This is a genomic window from Rhodococcus sp. 15-725-2-2b, from assembly GCF_002259075.1.
Classification (GTDB): domain Bacteria; phylum Actinomycetota; class Actinomycetes; order Mycobacteriales; family Mycobacteriaceae; genus Rhodococcoides.
Genome location: NZ_NPFL01000004.1, coordinates 463,939 through 478,744, shown reverse-complemented (window position 1 = coordinate 478,744; position 14,806 = coordinate 463,939). Strand labels below are relative to the sequence as shown.

The window sequence follows — 14,806 nt, the reverse complement described above, 5'->3', positions numbered from 1 at the left end:
GCTGGAGCCGAATGACCGAGGAATCCCAACCCACGAGCGCAACTCACTCGGGCGGTGCCTCCTACGCGGCGGCCGGGGTCGACATCGCCGCAGGAGACCGAGCAGTGCAGCTGTTCGCGCCGCTCGCCAAGAAGGCCAGTAGGCCCGAGGTGATGGGCGGTCTCGGCGGTTTCGCCGGTCTCTTCGCACTCAAGGGCGACTACCGCGAGCCGGTCCTTGCGGCCTCGACCGACGGCGTCGGCACCAAGGTCGCCGTCGCGCAGGCCCTCGGCAAGCACGACACCCTCGGCCTCGACCTCGTGGCCATGGTCGTGGACGATCTCGTCGTCTGTGGTGCCGAGCCGTTGTTCCTGCAGGACTACATCGCCGTGGGCCGCGTCGTTCCCGAGCAGGTCGCCGAGCTGGTCAAGGGCATCGCAGAAGGCTGCATCATCGCCGGCTGCGCATTGCTCGGCGGCGAGACGGCCGAGCACCCGGGACTGATGGCCGACGGCGATTACGACCTCTCGGCCACCGGCATCGGCGTCGTCGAGGCGGATTCGATCCTCGGACCCGAGCGGGTGCGTCCCGGTGACGTCGTCATCGGCATGGGCTCGTCGGGTCTGCACTCCAACGGCTACTCCCTCGCCCGCAAGGTGCTGCTCGAGATCAACCACATGGATCTCGGCGGACACGTCGAGGAATTCGGCCGCACGCTCGGTGAGGAACTGCTCGAACCCACCAAGATCTACGCCAAGGACTGCCTCGCGCTCGCAGCCGAGACCGACGTCCGCACGTTCTGCCACGTGACCGGCGGCGGACTGGCGAACAACCTCTCACGGGTCATGCCCGAGGGTCTGGTCGCCGAACTCGACCGCACCACCTGGAGCCCGGCTCCGATCTTCTCGCTGATCGCTCAGCGCGGACGCGTCGAGCGGGCCGAGATGGAGCAGACGTTCAACATGGGTGTCGGCATGGTGGCCATCGTGGCACCCGAGGACGTCGACCGAGCACTCGCGGTGCTGACCGCACGCCACATCGACTGCTGGACTCTCGGCACGGTGAAGAAGGCGACCGGTAAGGACGTCGCCGACGAGCGTGCGTTGCTGCTGGGTAACCATCCGCGGTTCTGACCGCGGCAAGGTTCTGATCGTCCGAACATCGGGCGAACAAGTGAGGGGGAGCCGCTGTGCGGCTCCCCCTCAGTCGTTGTCGTGCACAGTACTAGCGTCGCCAGTCCTCGTACTCGTCTTCCTCGACTCGGGAATGCACATCCGAGTCAGAGTGGATGCCACGATGGGAGTTGGACGAACCACCGGAGAGCTCTCTTTGCAGACTCTCCAAGTCCGTTGTCGGCGAGCTGTACTTGAGCTCACGAGCGACCTTTGTCTGCTTTGCCTTAGCCCTGCCTCGGCCCATGGCGGTGCCCCCTCGCGGACTTGCGGGGCGGCCTGGGGAAATTTGGCGGCCCCGTTAGAGTTGGTATTTCTTCCTGGCACACACTCTAGCGCGCGAATCGCTGCGATGCGCATACGGCACCACGTGTTGGGGGCGCGCATGGTGATGCGACACGCCCGGGCCGGGGGTCGATGCCGCCTGTACCTGCGCATATCCGTGCAGAGGCAAACTATCTTCGTTCTGCGACACGAAATCGGTAGTGCTGCGCGTCATGGTCTCCGCAACGATTCGAGCGCTGCAGCGGCGTCGCGGTACACCTTCGGTGCCAATCCCGGCGCGTCCAGCAGAGTCTGCATCGCTGCGTGATCCCTCCCCTCGAACAGCATCCGCACCGTCACCCCGTGCTCGGGGACCGACGTCACGGTCACGGCGTCACCACCGCCGAAGATCCCGGGTTCGAGCACTCGGAGATACGCACCCACATCACCGCGCGCGGTGAAGCGACGGATCCAACCGGGCTCGCCCATCCACCGTGCGAACGTTCCGCAGGGCTTGCGGGCGATCGTCACCTCCAACTCCACACTGCCCACTCGCCACCGCGAGCCGATCACCGCATCGGTCACCGGGACACCGGTGGTCCGCAGGTTCTCACCGAAACGTCCGGGAGGAACGGGCGTGCCCAGCTGATCGGCCCAGTACCTCGCCTCGTCCTCGTCGTAGGCATAGACGGCCTGATCGAGTCCGCCGTGGAACTTCGTGTCGCGGCAGTGATCACCACCGATGCCGAGCTCGTGGACGTCCACCGGCCCGTCGACGGGCCGTTTGTCGATGCCACTGTCGACCACCGCGCGGCGTCCGAACGGAACATCGGCGTGCACAACGCAGACAGCGAGAACGGTGCCGATCACCGGCCGCGCAGGCGGTCCACCGCAGCGCGACCGGCCTGGACGTCGTCGTACGACGGGATCGAATCGGGATCGATCGACGCCGCACACGGACCCGCCTCGAGGGCGGTATCGACCGGAACGGTCCGCTTGAGCAGAGCCAGTGCGATCGGCCCCAGCTCGAAGTGATCGATGACGGTACCGAGGCGGCCGACGGAGCGTCCGCCCGCGGTGACCGGATCGCCGGTGCCGGGCCGACCGTCCGCAGAACCGTCGAGATGCAGCAGCACCAGGTGCCGCGGCGGGCGACCGAGATTGTGCACGCGGGAGACGGTCTCCTGCCCGCGGTAGCAGCCCTTCTCCAGATGCACCGCGCCGAACTCGGCGGCGCTGCCGATCCAGCGAACCTCGTGCGGGATGGTCTTCTCGTCGGTGTCCACTCCTACGCGTGGACGCAACGATTCCACGCGCAACGCGTCGAACGCCCAGGTTCCGGCGGGAGCGGCTCCGGCGTCGCGCAGCCGGACGAACCAGTCGGTGATGTTCTCGCGGGGGATCACCACGTCGTACGAATTCTTGCCAGGCCAGGGCATCCGTCGAACGAAACCGCCGCCGTCGATCGGCGAAGCACCGTACATCTCGGTCGGAGCAGGCAGGTCGGCCTTGCCGAGCACCGAGGACGCGTCGGATCCGAGGACGGTGAGAACGGCGAGTTCGTCGGCCTGGCGGGGTTCGGCCTTGGCCCAGAACACCATCTTCTTCAGAAACGAGAGCAGATCCGGGCCGGCTGTGCGCTCGGTGTCGATGTACGTGACGCCGGCCAGGTCGGTCTGCACGAAGTGATGCTCGATGCGGCCGTTGACGTCGAGACTGAGATTCTCGGCCGAGCTGCCGTCGGCCAGGTTCGTCACGAGTTGGCTCGAGATGGTGTTCAACCAACTCAGGCGCTCGTCTCCGCTGATGGCGAGGACGAAGCGGTGGGACCGATCGATGACGGCAGCGCCGCTGACCGCGTTGCGTTGTTCACCGAACGGATTGCCGTAGTGCCAGGCCACCCCGGCATCGACGCTGTCGTCGGGGGAGGGCACTGCGCCGGGAAGTGTCAGAAGTGGACTCGGGCTGATCGTGACTGTGTCGGACACAGCTCCATAGTAGGAGCCCGTCGGCGAGGCAACTCGATGACCGGTCCCTTTACACCCCCGAAACGGCGACGACACGGCACCGCGACGGCGCCTACCTACCGTGTCGATCCATGAAGAAACTGGCGCATCCAGCCGCGCAGATCGGCCTCGCCGCGATCGGCGGCATCGTGTTCGGGTTGGTGGTCGGCGAGTGGGCCGCGAACCTGAAGTTCATCGGCGATCTGTTCATCCGACTGATCCAGATGTCGATCGTCCCGCTGGTGATGGCCTCGGTCATCGTCGCCACCGGATCGATGGCAGGAGCGGGAACCGGCAGGATCGCCTTCCGCACCTTCAAGTGGATGATCGGGTTCTCGGTGGTCGCGGCCGTGCTGGCCTGGGTGCTGAGCAGCATCGTTCGCCCGGGCGCGGGCATGGTGTTCACCCAGCAGCTCGATCCGTCGCTCAAGGAATCGGCGGGTGAGGCGCTCGGCTGGCAGGACACGTTGCTCAACTTCGTCAGCACCAACGTGTTCGACGCCATGTCGACGGCGACGATGGTGCCGATCATCGTCTTCTCGCTGCTCTTCGGTATCGCGCTGCGCAGCCACATCACCAAGACCGGCAACACCCAGGTGCTCTCGTTCATGGACCAGATTCAGCAGATCGTCCTGACGATGATCCGGCTCGTCATGGTCATCGCCCCGGTCGGTGTGTTCTGTCTGCTCGCCGCGCTGGCCGGAGACGTCGGGTTCTCCGTGGTCTCCACCGCACTGAGCTACCTCGGCACCACGCTCCTCGGGGTGCTGATTCTGTTCGCGCTCTTCGTCGTGGTCGTGACGATGCGAACCCGATTGAACCCGTGGAAGCTGCCCAGCAAGCTCACCGAGCAGACGGCCGTCGCAGTGACGACCACGAGCTCGGCCGTCACCTTCCCCACGGTGCTGCGCAACACCGTCGAGAAGGTCGGCGTCAGCCAGAAGGTCGCCAACTTCACGCTGTCGATCGGGCTCACCATGGGCTCGTACGGTGCCGTTCTCAACTACATGATCGTGGTGATGTTCCTCGCGCAGGCAGGCAACATCGAGTTGAGTCTCGGGCAGATCGTGCTCGGCATGGGTCTGGCGGTTCTGCTCAACATGGGCACCATCACCGTGCCCGGCGGATTCCCCGTCGTCGCGATGTTCCTCGCGACCTCGCTCGACCTACCGTTCGAGGCCGTCGGCCTGTTGATCGCCGTCGACTGGTTCGCCGGAATCTTCCGTACGTTCCTCAACGTCAACGGAGACACGTTCGTCGCCATGCTCGTCGCCAACGCCGACGACGAGATCGACCGCGAGGTCTACAACGGCACCAAGGTCGTCGTCGCCGAGGATCTCGACCTCGACGAGTACGCCGACGCGATGGCGGCGGCCGACCGAGCGGATTGATCGAACGCGTCCGCTCCCCTCTAGGGTGACGGGCATGTCGGAGTCGGTAGTGGTGACGTTGGACGGCCGGGTGCACGACGCGAATCGGCCGTTGCTGTTCGCCGACGATCTGGCCGCGGTGCGCGGCGACGGGGTGTTCGAGACGCTGCTCGTGCGCGACGGCGCGGCGTGTGCGGTCGAGTTGCATCTGGCTCGGCTGGTGGCGTCCGCGAAGGCACTGGACCTGCCCATTCCCGATCTCGACCAGTGGCGCGCCGTCATCGAACAGTCCGTCGGCCTGTGGGCGCGAGAGTCCGAGGACGAGGCAGTCCTGCGTCTGGTTCTCAGCCGCGGACGCGAGGGCGGCGGTGACCCCACCGCGTACGTGACGGTGGGAGCGCTGCCCGAGCGAGTGAGAGCCGCGCGCACCGACGGGGTGTCGGTGATCACGCTCGACCGCGGCTACTCGGTGGACTTCTCGTCCCGAGCGCCGTGGCAGCTCGCGGGGGCCAAGACGTTGTCGTACGCGACCAACATGGCCGCGCTCCGGCACGCGACCGCTCAGGGCGTCGACGACGTCATCTATCTCAGCAGCGAGGGGCGGGTGCTCGAAGGTCCGCGCTCGACGGTGGTGCTCGCGCGCGGTAAGACTCTCGTCACACCGTCGGTCGAGCAGGGCATCCTGGCCGGAACCACGGTTGCCGGGTTGTTCTCCGTAGCCGAGTCCGCCGGTTGGACGTGCGAACGCGGACACCTGTATCCGGCGGATCTCATTGCTGCAGATGGTGTTTGGCTGGTCTCGAGCGTCACTCTCGCCGCGCGGGTCACGACGATGAACGGCGTCCCGCTGGGCACTCGGCGGCACACCGACGACGTTCGATCGATGGTCGATGCCGCCGTTGAGACGGCCGAAACTCGGTAGGAGTCCAACGACTCTGCCGAAGGACTCTTCCCTACTACTACTCGTAGTAGTACTGTCGAATTCGTCGCGGGCCAACGCCCTGACCTGCGGTGTTACCCGTCACAGTACGGGTGGAAGAGTTCGGAGCCTTGATGGACGCCTTGGATGTCTCACGATGGCAGTTCGGTATCACCACCGTCTACCACTTCATACTCGTTCCCCTCACGATCGGCCTCGCTCCGATGGTGGCTGCCATGCAGACCATGTGGGTGATCACCGGCAAGGACTCCTGGTACCGACTGACCAAGTTCTTCGGCAAGCTCTTCCTCATCAACTTCGCCCTCGGCGTCGCCACCGGCATCGTCCAGGAATTCCAATTCGGCATGAACTGGAGCGAATACTCCCGCTTCGTCGGTGACGTGTTCGGCGCTCCGCTCGCACTCGAAGGCCTCGTCGCCTTCTTCCTCGAATCCACGTTCCTCGGACTGTGGATATTCGGATGGAGCAGACTCCCCAAACTCGTTCACCTGGCCACGATCTGGCTCGTCGCCATCGGCGTCAACGCCTCGGCGTACTTCATCATCGCCGCCAATTCCTGGATGCAGCATCCCGTCGGCGCGATCTACAACGAAGAGACCGGCCGCGCCGAACTGACCGACATCTGGGCACTGCTCACCAACAACACTGCACTGGCAGCATTTCCACACGCCGTGGCCGGAGCGTTCCTCACCGCCGCGACCTTCGTCGCAGGCATCTCCGGCTGGTGGATGGTCCGCGAGGCTCGTAAAGCGAAGACCGAGAACGAGTTCGACACGCTCCCGGCCCCGGCCACCGGGGTCGCTGCGCAGGCTCCGCTCCCTGCCGATGGGGTCACTGCGCAGGCTCCGCTCCCGGCCACCGACTCGCGTTCGATGTTCAGGTCGGCAGCGCGCATGTCCTTCATCGTCATGATCGTCGCGGGCGGCGCCCTCGCCATCACCGGAGACATCCAGGGCAAGCTCATGTTCGAGCAACAACCGATGAAGATGGCATCCGCAGAATCGTTGTGCGACACCGAGACCGGAGCCAGTTTCTCGCTCCTGACCGTGGGCACCCACAACAACTGCGAGTCCGTGGTCCACCTCATCTCGATCCCCGGTCTCACCTCGTTCCTGGCGGAGAACGACTTCGGTGCCACCGTGCAGGGAGTCAACCAACTGCAGGAGCAGTACGAGCAGCAGTTCGGCCCGGGCAACTACAAGCCCAACCTGTTCGTCACCTACTGGGCATTCAGGATGATGATCGGACTGGCCGCAGGCTCGGCACTGCTCGCGATCGCGGGACTGTGGGTCACTCGGGGTGGCCGGATTCCCGACCAGAAGTGGTTCTCGCGGTTGTCACTGCTGGCCATTCCGACGCCGTTCCTGGCGAACAGCGCCGGTTGGATCTTCACCGAAATGGGCCGCCAGCCATGGGTCGTCGCACCCAACCTGTCCGGCGTCGATCAGATTCGGCTCACCGTCGACCAAGGTGTCTCGGACCACCCCGTCGGCCTCGTTCTCGCCTCACTGGTGACGTTCACACTGCTCTATGCCGCTCTCGGTGGTGTGTGGTTCTACCTGCTCCGACGCTACGTGGTCGAAGGGCCTCTCGAACACGACGCGCATCCGCACGTCGACCCACCGGAATCGGAAGACGAAGAGCCCAAACAGCTCTCGTTCGCCTACTAGGGGATAGCAATGTCACTGCCCGAATTCTGGTTCTTCGTCATCGGCTTCTTCTTCGTCGGCTACTTCGTGCTCGAAGGGTTCGACTTCGGCGTCGGAATGCTCATGCCCATTCTCGGGCGGCACCCCGATTCCGCCACGGGGGAGAAGCGTCGACGCACCGTACTGAACACGATCGGCCCGGTCTGGGACGGCAACGAAGTCTGGCTCATCACCGCAGGCGGCGCGCTGTTCGCAGCGTTCCCCGAGTGGTACGCAACATTGTTCTCCGGCTTCTACCTCCCGCTGCTGCTGATCCTGGTGGCACTGATCCTGCGCATCTGCGCCATCGAATGGCGTGGCAAGATCGACGATCCGGTGTGGCGCAGGCGCTGCGACATCGGCATCGGTATCGGCTCGTGGGTACCGGCGGTGCTGTGGGGCGTTGCCTTCGCCAACATCGTGCGCGGCGTCGCCATCGACGAGAACAAGAAGGTCACCGCCGGCTTCTTCGATCTGCTCAACCCCTATGCACTGCTCGGCGGAGCCACGATGGCACTGGTGTTCGCGCTGCACGGCGCGGTGTTCATCGCACTCAAGACCTCGGGAGACGTGCACGAGGACTCGGTGAAAATTGCAGCGCGACTGGCTATTCCGGCAGTTCTCGTCGGCGGATCATTCGCTGTGTGGACCCAACTCGCCTACGGCAAGACATGGACCTGGGTACTCGTCGGCGTGGCAGCGGTGGCCCTGCTCCTCGTCGTCGCGCTGACGGCGAGAGTGCGCGAAGGCTGGGCCTTCGTGTTCACCAGCATTGCCATCGTTGCGGTTGTGGTGCTGCTGTTCGCCTCCCTGTTCCCGAACGTCATGCCGTCCAGAACGGATGCCGCCTTCGATCTCACCATCGCGAACGCGTCGTCCAGCCCGTACACACTGAAAGTGATGACCTGGGCCGCAGCATTCGCCGCACCCGTCGTCATCGGATACCAGGGGTGGACGTACTGGGTCTTCCGCCAACGCATTTCGAGTGCCCACATCCCGGACTCGATCGGACTGACGGTGAAATCGTGACCGCCTCCGCTCGCACGCGGGGACCGGTCGATCCCCGACTGTGGAAGTACTCTCGATCCGCGCGGGGCTACCTGATCGTCACGGTTGCTCTGTCGACCGTCGTCACGCTCTGCATCATCGTGAGCGCGTTGACAATCGGAACTGTGCTGGCAGGGGTCATCACCGAACCGACGGCCAGATCGCTGTCCGCCTGGACGACGGAACTGGCGGTGCTGGCGGGCGCAGTGGCCGTCCGTGTGCTCGCAACCGGAGCTCAGTCCCGCTACGCGCACCGGTCGGCGTCACGTGTGGTGGCCGAGCTGGAAGTGGAGGTGCTCACTGCAGCAACGCGATTCGAGCCTCGCGAGCTCGACCGCGAGCGGGAAGAATTGGTCGTCGTCGTGACCCGAGCAATCGGGGGTCTGCGGGCGTACCTGACCGGATACCTGCCGGCGCTGGTGTCCGCGGCCATCGTCACTCCGCTGGTTCTGATCGTCATCGTCACCCAGGACGTGACGTCGGCGGTGGTCATCGCGGTGACCTTGCCGCTCATTCCGATCTTCATGATTCTGATCGGGTTGCTGACCAAGGGCCGAGCCGCGGCGACGCTGACCACGATGACCAGGCTGTCTGCGCAGTTGCTCGATCTTCTGGCCGGCCTGCCGACCTTGCGCGCGCTGCGTCGCGAACACGGACCGGCCGCTCGCATCCGCGCACTGGGCGACGCGCACCGACGAACCACCATGCGCGCGTTGAAGATCGCCTTCCTGTCGTCGATGGTGCTCGAGTTGCTCGCGACCCTGTGTGTCGCGCTCGTGGCCGTCGGCATCGGATTGCGATTGGTCTTCGGCGAGATGACTCTCGAAGCGGGCATCATCGCGTTGATCCTGGCGCCCGAGGTGTACTTCCCGCTGCGCGCCGTGGGGACCCAGTTCCACGCAGCAGAGGACGGCGTCGAGGCCGCGGAGCGCGCCTTCCGAGTCCTGGACAGGCGTACGACACAGCCGATCGGCCGCCGGACCGTCGACGCTGCGACCGCGAACATCGAACTCGCCGGACTCACCGTCGCGAGCCGGGACGGCGACGCTCCGGCCCAGTTGAGTGCGCTGTGCCGCCCGGGCACCATCACGGTACTGACCGGGCCCAACGGCTCGGGTAAATCGACTGCACTGCACGCGGTTCTGGGACTCACGACGCCCACGAGCGGCGCGGTTCTGGTCGGCGGTGTGCCCGTGGTCGATCTCGATCTCGACCGATGGTGGGCACAGGTCGCCTGGCTTCCGCAGCGGCCGATACTGCTTCCCGGCACGCTCCACGAGAACGTCACCCTCCACGGCGTGCCCGACGCCGCCGCACTGGACGCGGCCTGCCGCGCTTCGGGATTCGATGCCGTACTGCGAGAGCACCCGAACGGCTGGAACACTCGCGTCGGTCAGGGTGGAGTCGGTCTTTCGCTCGGCGAGCTGCAATGTCTGGCCCTGACCCGAACGTTCGTCTCCGCTGCTCCGGTGATGGTGCTGGACGAGCCCACGGCGCACCTGGATGCGGCGAGCGAACGGACTGTGCTGCAGGCCCTTCGAGATGCGGCCGATCGCGGGGTCACCGTGGTGATGGTCGGTCACCGGCGCTCGGTACTGCACGCCGCAGACCGCGTCGTCGAGGTGCGAAGCAGCTCAGCGGTGGCACGGGAGTTCGATCATGTCTGATCTACGACGCGCGCTGGCCCTGTTCGAGCTCTCCCCACGGCGGGTGGCACTGGCCGTGGCCGCAGGCGTGGCAACTCTCGGCAGCGCACTGGCTCTCGCCGCACTGTCGGCATGGTTGATCACCCGAGCGTGGCAGATGCCTCCGGTGCTGGATCTGACCGTCGCAGTGGTGGCCGTTCGTGCATTGGGCATCTCCCGCGGGGTGTTTCGCTATCTCGAACGATTGACCACACACGACGCGGCCCTGCGCGGTACGACGGCAGCGCGCACGAGGATCTACGAACGACTGGCGAACGGGCAGGGCGCGCTCACTCTGCGGCGCGGTGACGTCCTGGCTCGCACCGGGGCGGACGTCGACGTGCTCGGCGACGTCGTCGTACGCGCGATCGTTCCCATCTGCGTCAGCGTCGTGATGATGCTCGCAGCCGTAGGACTGGTCGCCGCTATCGCGCCTGCCGCCGCGTCGATCCTGGCGGTGTCCTTGCTGATCGCGGGGGTGGGCGCACCGATCCTGGCGGCGCGGTCGGCACGGGTCGCCGAAGAGGCCGGAGTCGACGCCGACGCGCGGTTCACCGAGACGGCCGTTCGGGCACTCGACCACGCCGCAGAGCTGCGGGTCGCCGGACGACTCGATGCGACGCTCACCGAAGCCCATGGGGCAGCTCAGGACTCGGTTCTCGCACGCGACCGGGCGGCACGACCGTCGGCGCTGGCCGATGCCGCCGGTCCGCTGTCGATCGGTGCATCGGTGATCGGGTCCTTGCTCGTCGGCATCGGGCTGTACGGACCGACCGGAGGCACCGCAGGTGGCATGACACCGATGGCCCTGGCCATCGTCGTGCTGGTTCCGCTGGCCGCCTTCGAAGCGACGGCGGCACTGCCCGGAGCGGCAGTCGCCCTGATGCGTGGACGAATCGCCGCAACTCGAATCCTCGCCATGCTCGATGCGGCTCCGCCGCAGTGGCGTGGTCATGTGCCCTCTGAGGCACTCGACCGCACCACTGCGCGAAGCGCACTGATCGGACCCAGCGGATCGGGCAAGAGCACGATGCTGCGGGAGTTCGCCGAGGAATGCGGTTCGGAGGCAGCGCTGTTCGCCGAGGACGCGCACCTGTTCGACACCTCGATTCTGGAAAACCTGCGGGTGGTGCGCGGCGACGTGGACGAACAGGAAGCAATCAGGGCACTGCAGAAAGTCGGCCTCGGTCCATGGCTCGACGCTCTGCCGCTCGGAGTCCACACCACCCTGGTGGGCGGCGCACAGGCCGTCTCCGGGGGAGAGCGCCGCAGACTGCTGCTCGCGCGGGCTGTGCTCAGCACGGCACCGATCGTGCTGCTCGACGAACCGACCGAGCACCTGGACCGAATCTCCGGCGAATCGATACTGCGCCAGCTGCTCACCACGGACGGAGGATTGTTCGGAGCCGACCGAACAGTGGTGGTCGTCACCCATCAACTGCCGGAGCGCACCGACGCCGACCAGGTGATCGACCTCGGCTCGGACAGTGCGAAAAAACTCTTTGCCGACTCGGAAACTCGGGCGTACGTTGTGAAGTACACGAGAGAGGAGGTGGTCTGAAGTTGATGAACTCTAGGACGCGTGAGGTGGCTGTCAGCTAGCCGCAATCGCTGACGGATTCACTGCGAAGACCGCGCGAGCGGCAAGCGAATCCCAGACAGCTACCCGGCCCCCGAGCCCCCGACCTGTCCGGTCGGGACCTGACATCAGGTATGGCTCGGGGGCCGTTCGGGTGCAGTGGGTAGTGCTGAAGAGTCAGCCGATGTAACGAGTCAGGCGCGCGGACAACCGCGGTGCCAATGGGCCGTCGGCGACGACTCGTTCTTCGACGTACGCGAGATCCCCGCCTTCGACAATGCCGTAGAGCCGCTTGGCCCCTCCGACCAACGCACCCGATGTGCTACGGATGACGACATCGGTGGCCAGTTCCCAGGACGACTTGGTGAGTGCATGGCCGTAATACAGTTCGACGACGCCGGTGCTGTGTGTCAGCAACAGCTCGACGACCTCTTCGTCCTCGGAACCCTTGAGCCCGTTGCCACCGCTCATGCGCCAGAACCCGGTTTCGCGGAGATCGGGGTGTGCGAAGTTACCGTCGGAATCGAGTCGCCACGAACGTGATTCCCAGCTCAGGTAGCTACCGCCGTCGTGGGTGACGACGATCTGCTGACCGAAGGGGTAGTCGGTACCGGACTCGGGGTCGTGTCCTTCGCCTTCACCGCGCCACACGCCGACGAGAGGCAACAGAGCGAGCATCGACGGGTGCAGATCGGGGCCGAGGCGGAGGTTGGCCGTGTCGTCGGGATGCGGGATGTCCGGCAGGACCGGAACGTTCCGCGTCGACGCGTCGGCGAACTTCTGCTCGGCAGCCGCTATTGCTTCGTCGCCACTGGTGATGGGGGTATCGAGCCCCTCGTCAGCACTGCCGGGTCGACCCGCAACCGGTTCTGTCACGATTCGTCGTTGACCAGTCGGTAGACGACATACAGCGAGAACGCGATGATGGCTACTGCCGCAAGCGCCAGCAATACCTCGAAGAAGATGACCACGAGAGCGAGTTTAACCCGCTGCGATCGTCGTCGAGAACAGCGGCCCGAATCCGGGCTGTGTCCTTGGTGACATCTACCCAACTTCGGGGCCGTCAGTGCGCTGGATCACTCGTATTGATGGAGAAAGCCCGGCGAGCAGGTACCTTCTTCGGGGGGCGTCGGGTGCTCGAGGGCGAGGGCTCGACGTTTTTCACTGTGTTCTGTCGAAGGCTGGGGAGGTCTCCGTAACAATGCTGCGTCGTAAACGGACATCGTCGTTCGGATCCGTGTCGTTCAAATCCGCGGTGTGTGCACTGGCGTTGGCTCTTGCCGCACCGGCAGCCGCGCTCGCCGCCCCGGATTCGGGATCGGCGGATGCCGGCTCGTCCGACTTCGGGTCGTCGCAGGGCCCGAACATCGACCCCAACAATTACGCGCAGGACTGCCCGGATGTGTTGATGCTCGCCGTGTCCGGTGCCACCGACTCGGATTCGGGGCGCAATCCTCTGAACGAGGAATCGTCGACCGTGGCGTCGAACTGGGTCGGCAACGTCACGGTTCCCACCGGTGAGGTCAATGCAGGCAGCCCAGGCACGGTCGGCTGGCTGTACGTTCCCTACGCATCGACGTACGGCGTCGGTGTGCTCGACGACGTTTCGACCTATCAGAACACCATCGCCGAAGGCATCGCGTCGACGAATCGTCTGATGGACGAGTACAAGACCAAGTGCGGTGACAGGACGAAGTTCGTTCTGGTCGGGTACAGCGTCGGCGGCGAGATACTCGACCGGATGGCCGTCGAGATCGGCCACCGCAATCCCGACGCGCTGGTCACCGCCGACGACATCGCCGGAGTGATGATGGTCGGATCGCCGTACCGGCCGGCCGGGGTGCCGAATTTCGACGACGAGCCCGGCGAGTCGCTCGGTGGATTCATGGACCAGTCGCCACGGGACTACGGAACGTTGACCGACAAGGTCACCTGGTCGTGCCGACCTTGGGATCTCTCGTGCGATGCGCCCGACAAGATCGAACTGCTGCAGCTGGCCCTGGGGGTTCTGGGCCAGATGCGCTTCACCCTGCTCAACCCCGTTCAGACGGTGGCCGATTTCGCCCGGACGGTGGCCACGATCGCCACTCGTGCGATCGTCGACATCGCGACGAACAAGTCGTGGCTCGAATCGGACGAAACGCTGCTACAGGTCCTGGTGAAGGTGTCCGACCAGCAGTATCAGGTCGATGACGCCAAGGCGGTGGCGGCTCTGTCCCCCGACCAGCTGCTCGCCGACCTCAACTGGGCACTCGGGCCGGGTGCGGACACCGTCGAGGCCAAGCTGCGCGCCGAGGGCGAAGGAATGGTCGAGAACAACAAGGGCATCGCCGACGTCGTACTCGGGCCGTACCTGCTGCTCGGATTCCTGCAGCACCTGTCGTACTGGTACAACGACCCCAACGACGGTTACGAGTGGGAGAGCGAGAAGATCGTCGCGTGGGTGACGGACCTCGCCCGCACCGAGCGCGAGAAGAAACAAGCACCTGCTCCCGACACCGCCGCACCGCAGGACCCGCCCGCCGAGGCCCCGGCCGAACCTCGATTGCTGCCGGAGCCGGGGACGGTCACCCAGATCAGCGATCTCGGCGCGTTCCTCGAGTCCCAGGGAATCCCGGTACCGGAAGGGATGTTCCCGCCGCAGTACTCGACGGTTCCCGATCCGGCGGCCCCGGCACCCGTTCCCAACTAGAGGCCTCCGGAAGAGCGAAAAACCCCCGCACCTGCGAGCAGGTGCGGGGGTTTTCTCGTGAGATACGAACGGGCGGAATCAGACTCCGACGGTGACGTTCGCCGAGTGCACGCCTGCGCCGTCGGGAGCGATGACGGTGTCGCCGTTGCCCGATGCCGACAGAGCACGCAGCGTCCACTGTCCGGGGGCGGCGAAGAACCGGAAGTCTCCGGTACCCGACGCGACGACCTCTGCGGTGAATTCGCCGCTGCCGTCGAGCAGACGCACGAAAGCCCCGGCTACGGGCTCACCGTCGCCTGCGAGGACGCGGCCGGTGATGACCGTCTCCTTCTCGACGTCGACGCCTGCGGGGATGGTCTGGCCTTGCACGGGTGCTCCACACAT

At 65.6% G+C, this 14,806-nt stretch carries 13 protein-coding genes; 8 read left to right on the top strand and 5 right to left on the bottom strand.

Annotated features, from left to right (window positions below; all coding sequences use genetic code 11):
- Positions 1 to 11: 11 nt before the first annotated feature.
- Positions 12 to 1,112 (top strand): phosphoribosylformylglycinamidine cyclo-ligase, encoded by a 1,101-nt coding sequence (gene purM, locus CH306_RS04070; RefSeq protein ID WP_032376541.1) that lies wholly within the window; start codon positions 12 to 14, stop codon positions 1,110 to 1,112.
- 91 nt (positions 1,113 to 1,203) lie between these two features.
- Here purM and CH306_RS04065 read toward each other — a convergent pair whose 3' ends face one another.
- The 3 genes from CH306_RS04065 to ygfZ all read right to left on the bottom strand — a co-directional run bounded on the left by CH306_RS04065 (position 1,204) and on the right by ygfZ (position 3,403).
- Positions 1,204 to 1,398, bottom strand: a complete 195-nt coding sequence (locus CH306_RS04065) for a DUF3073 domain-containing protein (RefSeq protein WP_082073787.1) — start codon at positions 1,396 to 1,398, stop codon at positions 1,204 to 1,206.
- Positions 1,399 to 1,646: 248 nt separating this feature from the next.
- Positions 1,647 to 2,285: an MOSC domain-containing protein gene (locus CH306_RS04060; protein ID WP_094645716.1), complete on the bottom strand. Its 639-nt coding sequence runs from the start codon at positions 2,283 to 2,285 to the stop codon at positions 1,647 to 1,649.
- Complete coding sequence (ygfZ, locus tag CH306_RS04055) at positions 2,282 to 3,403, bottom strand: CAF17-like 4Fe-4S cluster assembly/insertion protein YgfZ (RefSeq protein ID WP_094645715.1); 1,122 nt, start codon at positions 3,401 to 3,403, stop codon at positions 2,282 to 2,284. Before ygfZ ends, CH306_RS04060 begins: the two co-directional genes overlap by 4 nt.
- Positions 3,404 to 3,513: 110 nt before the next feature.
- Here ygfZ and CH306_RS04050 point away from each other — a divergent pair, with 110 nt between their 5' ends.
- The 6 genes from CH306_RS04050 (at position 3,514) to CH306_RS04025 (ending at position 11,712) form a co-directional block, all read left to right on the top strand.
- Positions 3,514 to 4,812 carry a dicarboxylate/amino acid:cation symporter gene (locus CH306_RS04050; RefSeq protein ID WP_094645714.1) on the top strand — a complete coding sequence of 433 codons (1,299 nt, stop codon included), beginning with the start codon at positions 3,514 to 3,516 and terminating at the stop codon, positions 4,810 to 4,812.
- Positions 4,813 to 4,846: 34 nt separating this feature from the next.
- Positions 4,847 to 5,713, top strand: a complete 867-nt coding sequence (locus CH306_RS04045; RefSeq protein WP_094645713.1) for an aminodeoxychorismate lyase — start codon at positions 4,847 to 4,849, stop codon at positions 5,711 to 5,713.
- Between the two features lie 131 nt (positions 5,714 to 5,844).
- A complete protein-coding gene (locus CH306_RS04040; protein ID WP_094628484.1) occupies positions 5,845 to 7,401 on the top strand; it encodes a cytochrome ubiquinol oxidase subunit I in 1,557 nt (518 codons plus the stop codon).
- Positions 7,402 to 7,410: 9 nt separating this feature from the next.
- Complete coding sequence (cydB, locus tag CH306_RS04035) at positions 7,411 to 8,448, top strand: cytochrome d ubiquinol oxidase subunit II (protein WP_094645712.1); 1,038 nt, start codon at positions 7,411 to 7,413, stop codon at positions 8,446 to 8,448.
- Positions 8,442 to 10,133 (top strand): thiol reductant ABC exporter subunit CydD, encoded by a 1,692-nt coding sequence (gene cydD, locus CH306_RS04030; protein WP_094645834.1) that lies wholly within the window; start codon positions 8,442 to 8,444, stop codon positions 10,131 to 10,133. Before cydB ends, cydD begins: the two co-directional genes overlap by 7 nt.
- On the top strand, positions 10,126 to 11,712 hold the full coding sequence (locus CH306_RS04025) for an amino acid ABC transporter ATP-binding/permease protein (RefSeq protein ID WP_143545368.1): 1,587 nt from the start codon (positions 10,126 to 10,128) through the stop codon (positions 11,710 to 11,712). The genes cydD and CH306_RS04025 overlap by 8 nt, the downstream gene beginning before the upstream one ends.
- 195 nt (positions 11,713 to 11,907) lie before the next feature.
- Here CH306_RS04025 and CH306_RS04020 read toward each other — a convergent pair whose 3' ends face one another.
- Entirely contained in the window at positions 11,908 to 12,549 is a 642-nt protein-coding gene (locus tag CH306_RS04020) for an FABP family protein (protein ID WP_045200287.1), read from the bottom strand.
- A 418-nt stretch (positions 12,550 to 12,967) separates the two neighbouring features.
- Here CH306_RS04020 and CH306_RS04015 point away from each other — a divergent pair, with 418 nt between their 5' ends.
- Positions 12,968 to 14,422, top strand: coding sequence for a cutinase family protein (locus CH306_RS04015; protein WP_256981024.1), 1,455 nt, complete (start codon positions 12,968 to 12,970; stop codon positions 14,420 to 14,422).
- A gap of 78 nt (positions 14,423 to 14,500) precedes the next feature.
- On the opposite strand, the gene CH306_RS04010 is transcribed toward CH306_RS04015, so the two are convergent.
- A complete protein-coding gene (locus CH306_RS04010; protein WP_032395905.1) occupies positions 14,501 to 14,806 on the bottom strand; it encodes a DUF1416 domain-containing protein in 306 nt (101 codons plus the stop codon).

Coding starts and splice junctions, on each gene's coding strand:
- purM (WP_032376541.1), top strand. CDS start 12: ATGACCGAGGAATCCCAACCCACGAGCGCAACTCACTCGGGCGGTGCC.
- CH306_RS04065 (WP_082073787.1), bottom strand. CDS start 1,398: ATGGGCCGAGGCAGGGCTAAGGCAAAGCAGACAAAGGTCGCTCGTGAG.
- CH306_RS04050 (WP_094645714.1), top strand. CDS start 3,514: ATGAAGAAACTGGCGCATCCAGCCGCGCAGATCGGCCTCGCCGCGATC.
- CH306_RS04045 (WP_094645713.1), top strand. CDS start 4,847: ATGTCGGAGTCGGTAGTGGTGACGTTGGACGGCCGGGTGCACGACGCG.
- CH306_RS04040 (WP_094628484.1), top strand. CDS start 5,845: ATGGACGCCTTGGATGTCTCACGATGGCAGTTCGGTATCACCACCGTC.
- cydB (WP_094645712.1), top strand. CDS start 7,411: ATGTCACTGCCCGAATTCTGGTTCTTCGTCATCGGCTTCTTCTTCGTC.
- CH306_RS04025 (WP_143545368.1), top strand. CDS start 10,126: ATGTCTGATCTACGACGCGCGCTGGCCCTGTTCGAGCTCTCCCCACGG.
- CH306_RS04010 (WP_032395905.1), bottom strand. CDS start 14,806: ATGTGTGGAGCACCCGTGCAAGGCCAGACCATCCCCGCAGGCGTCGAC.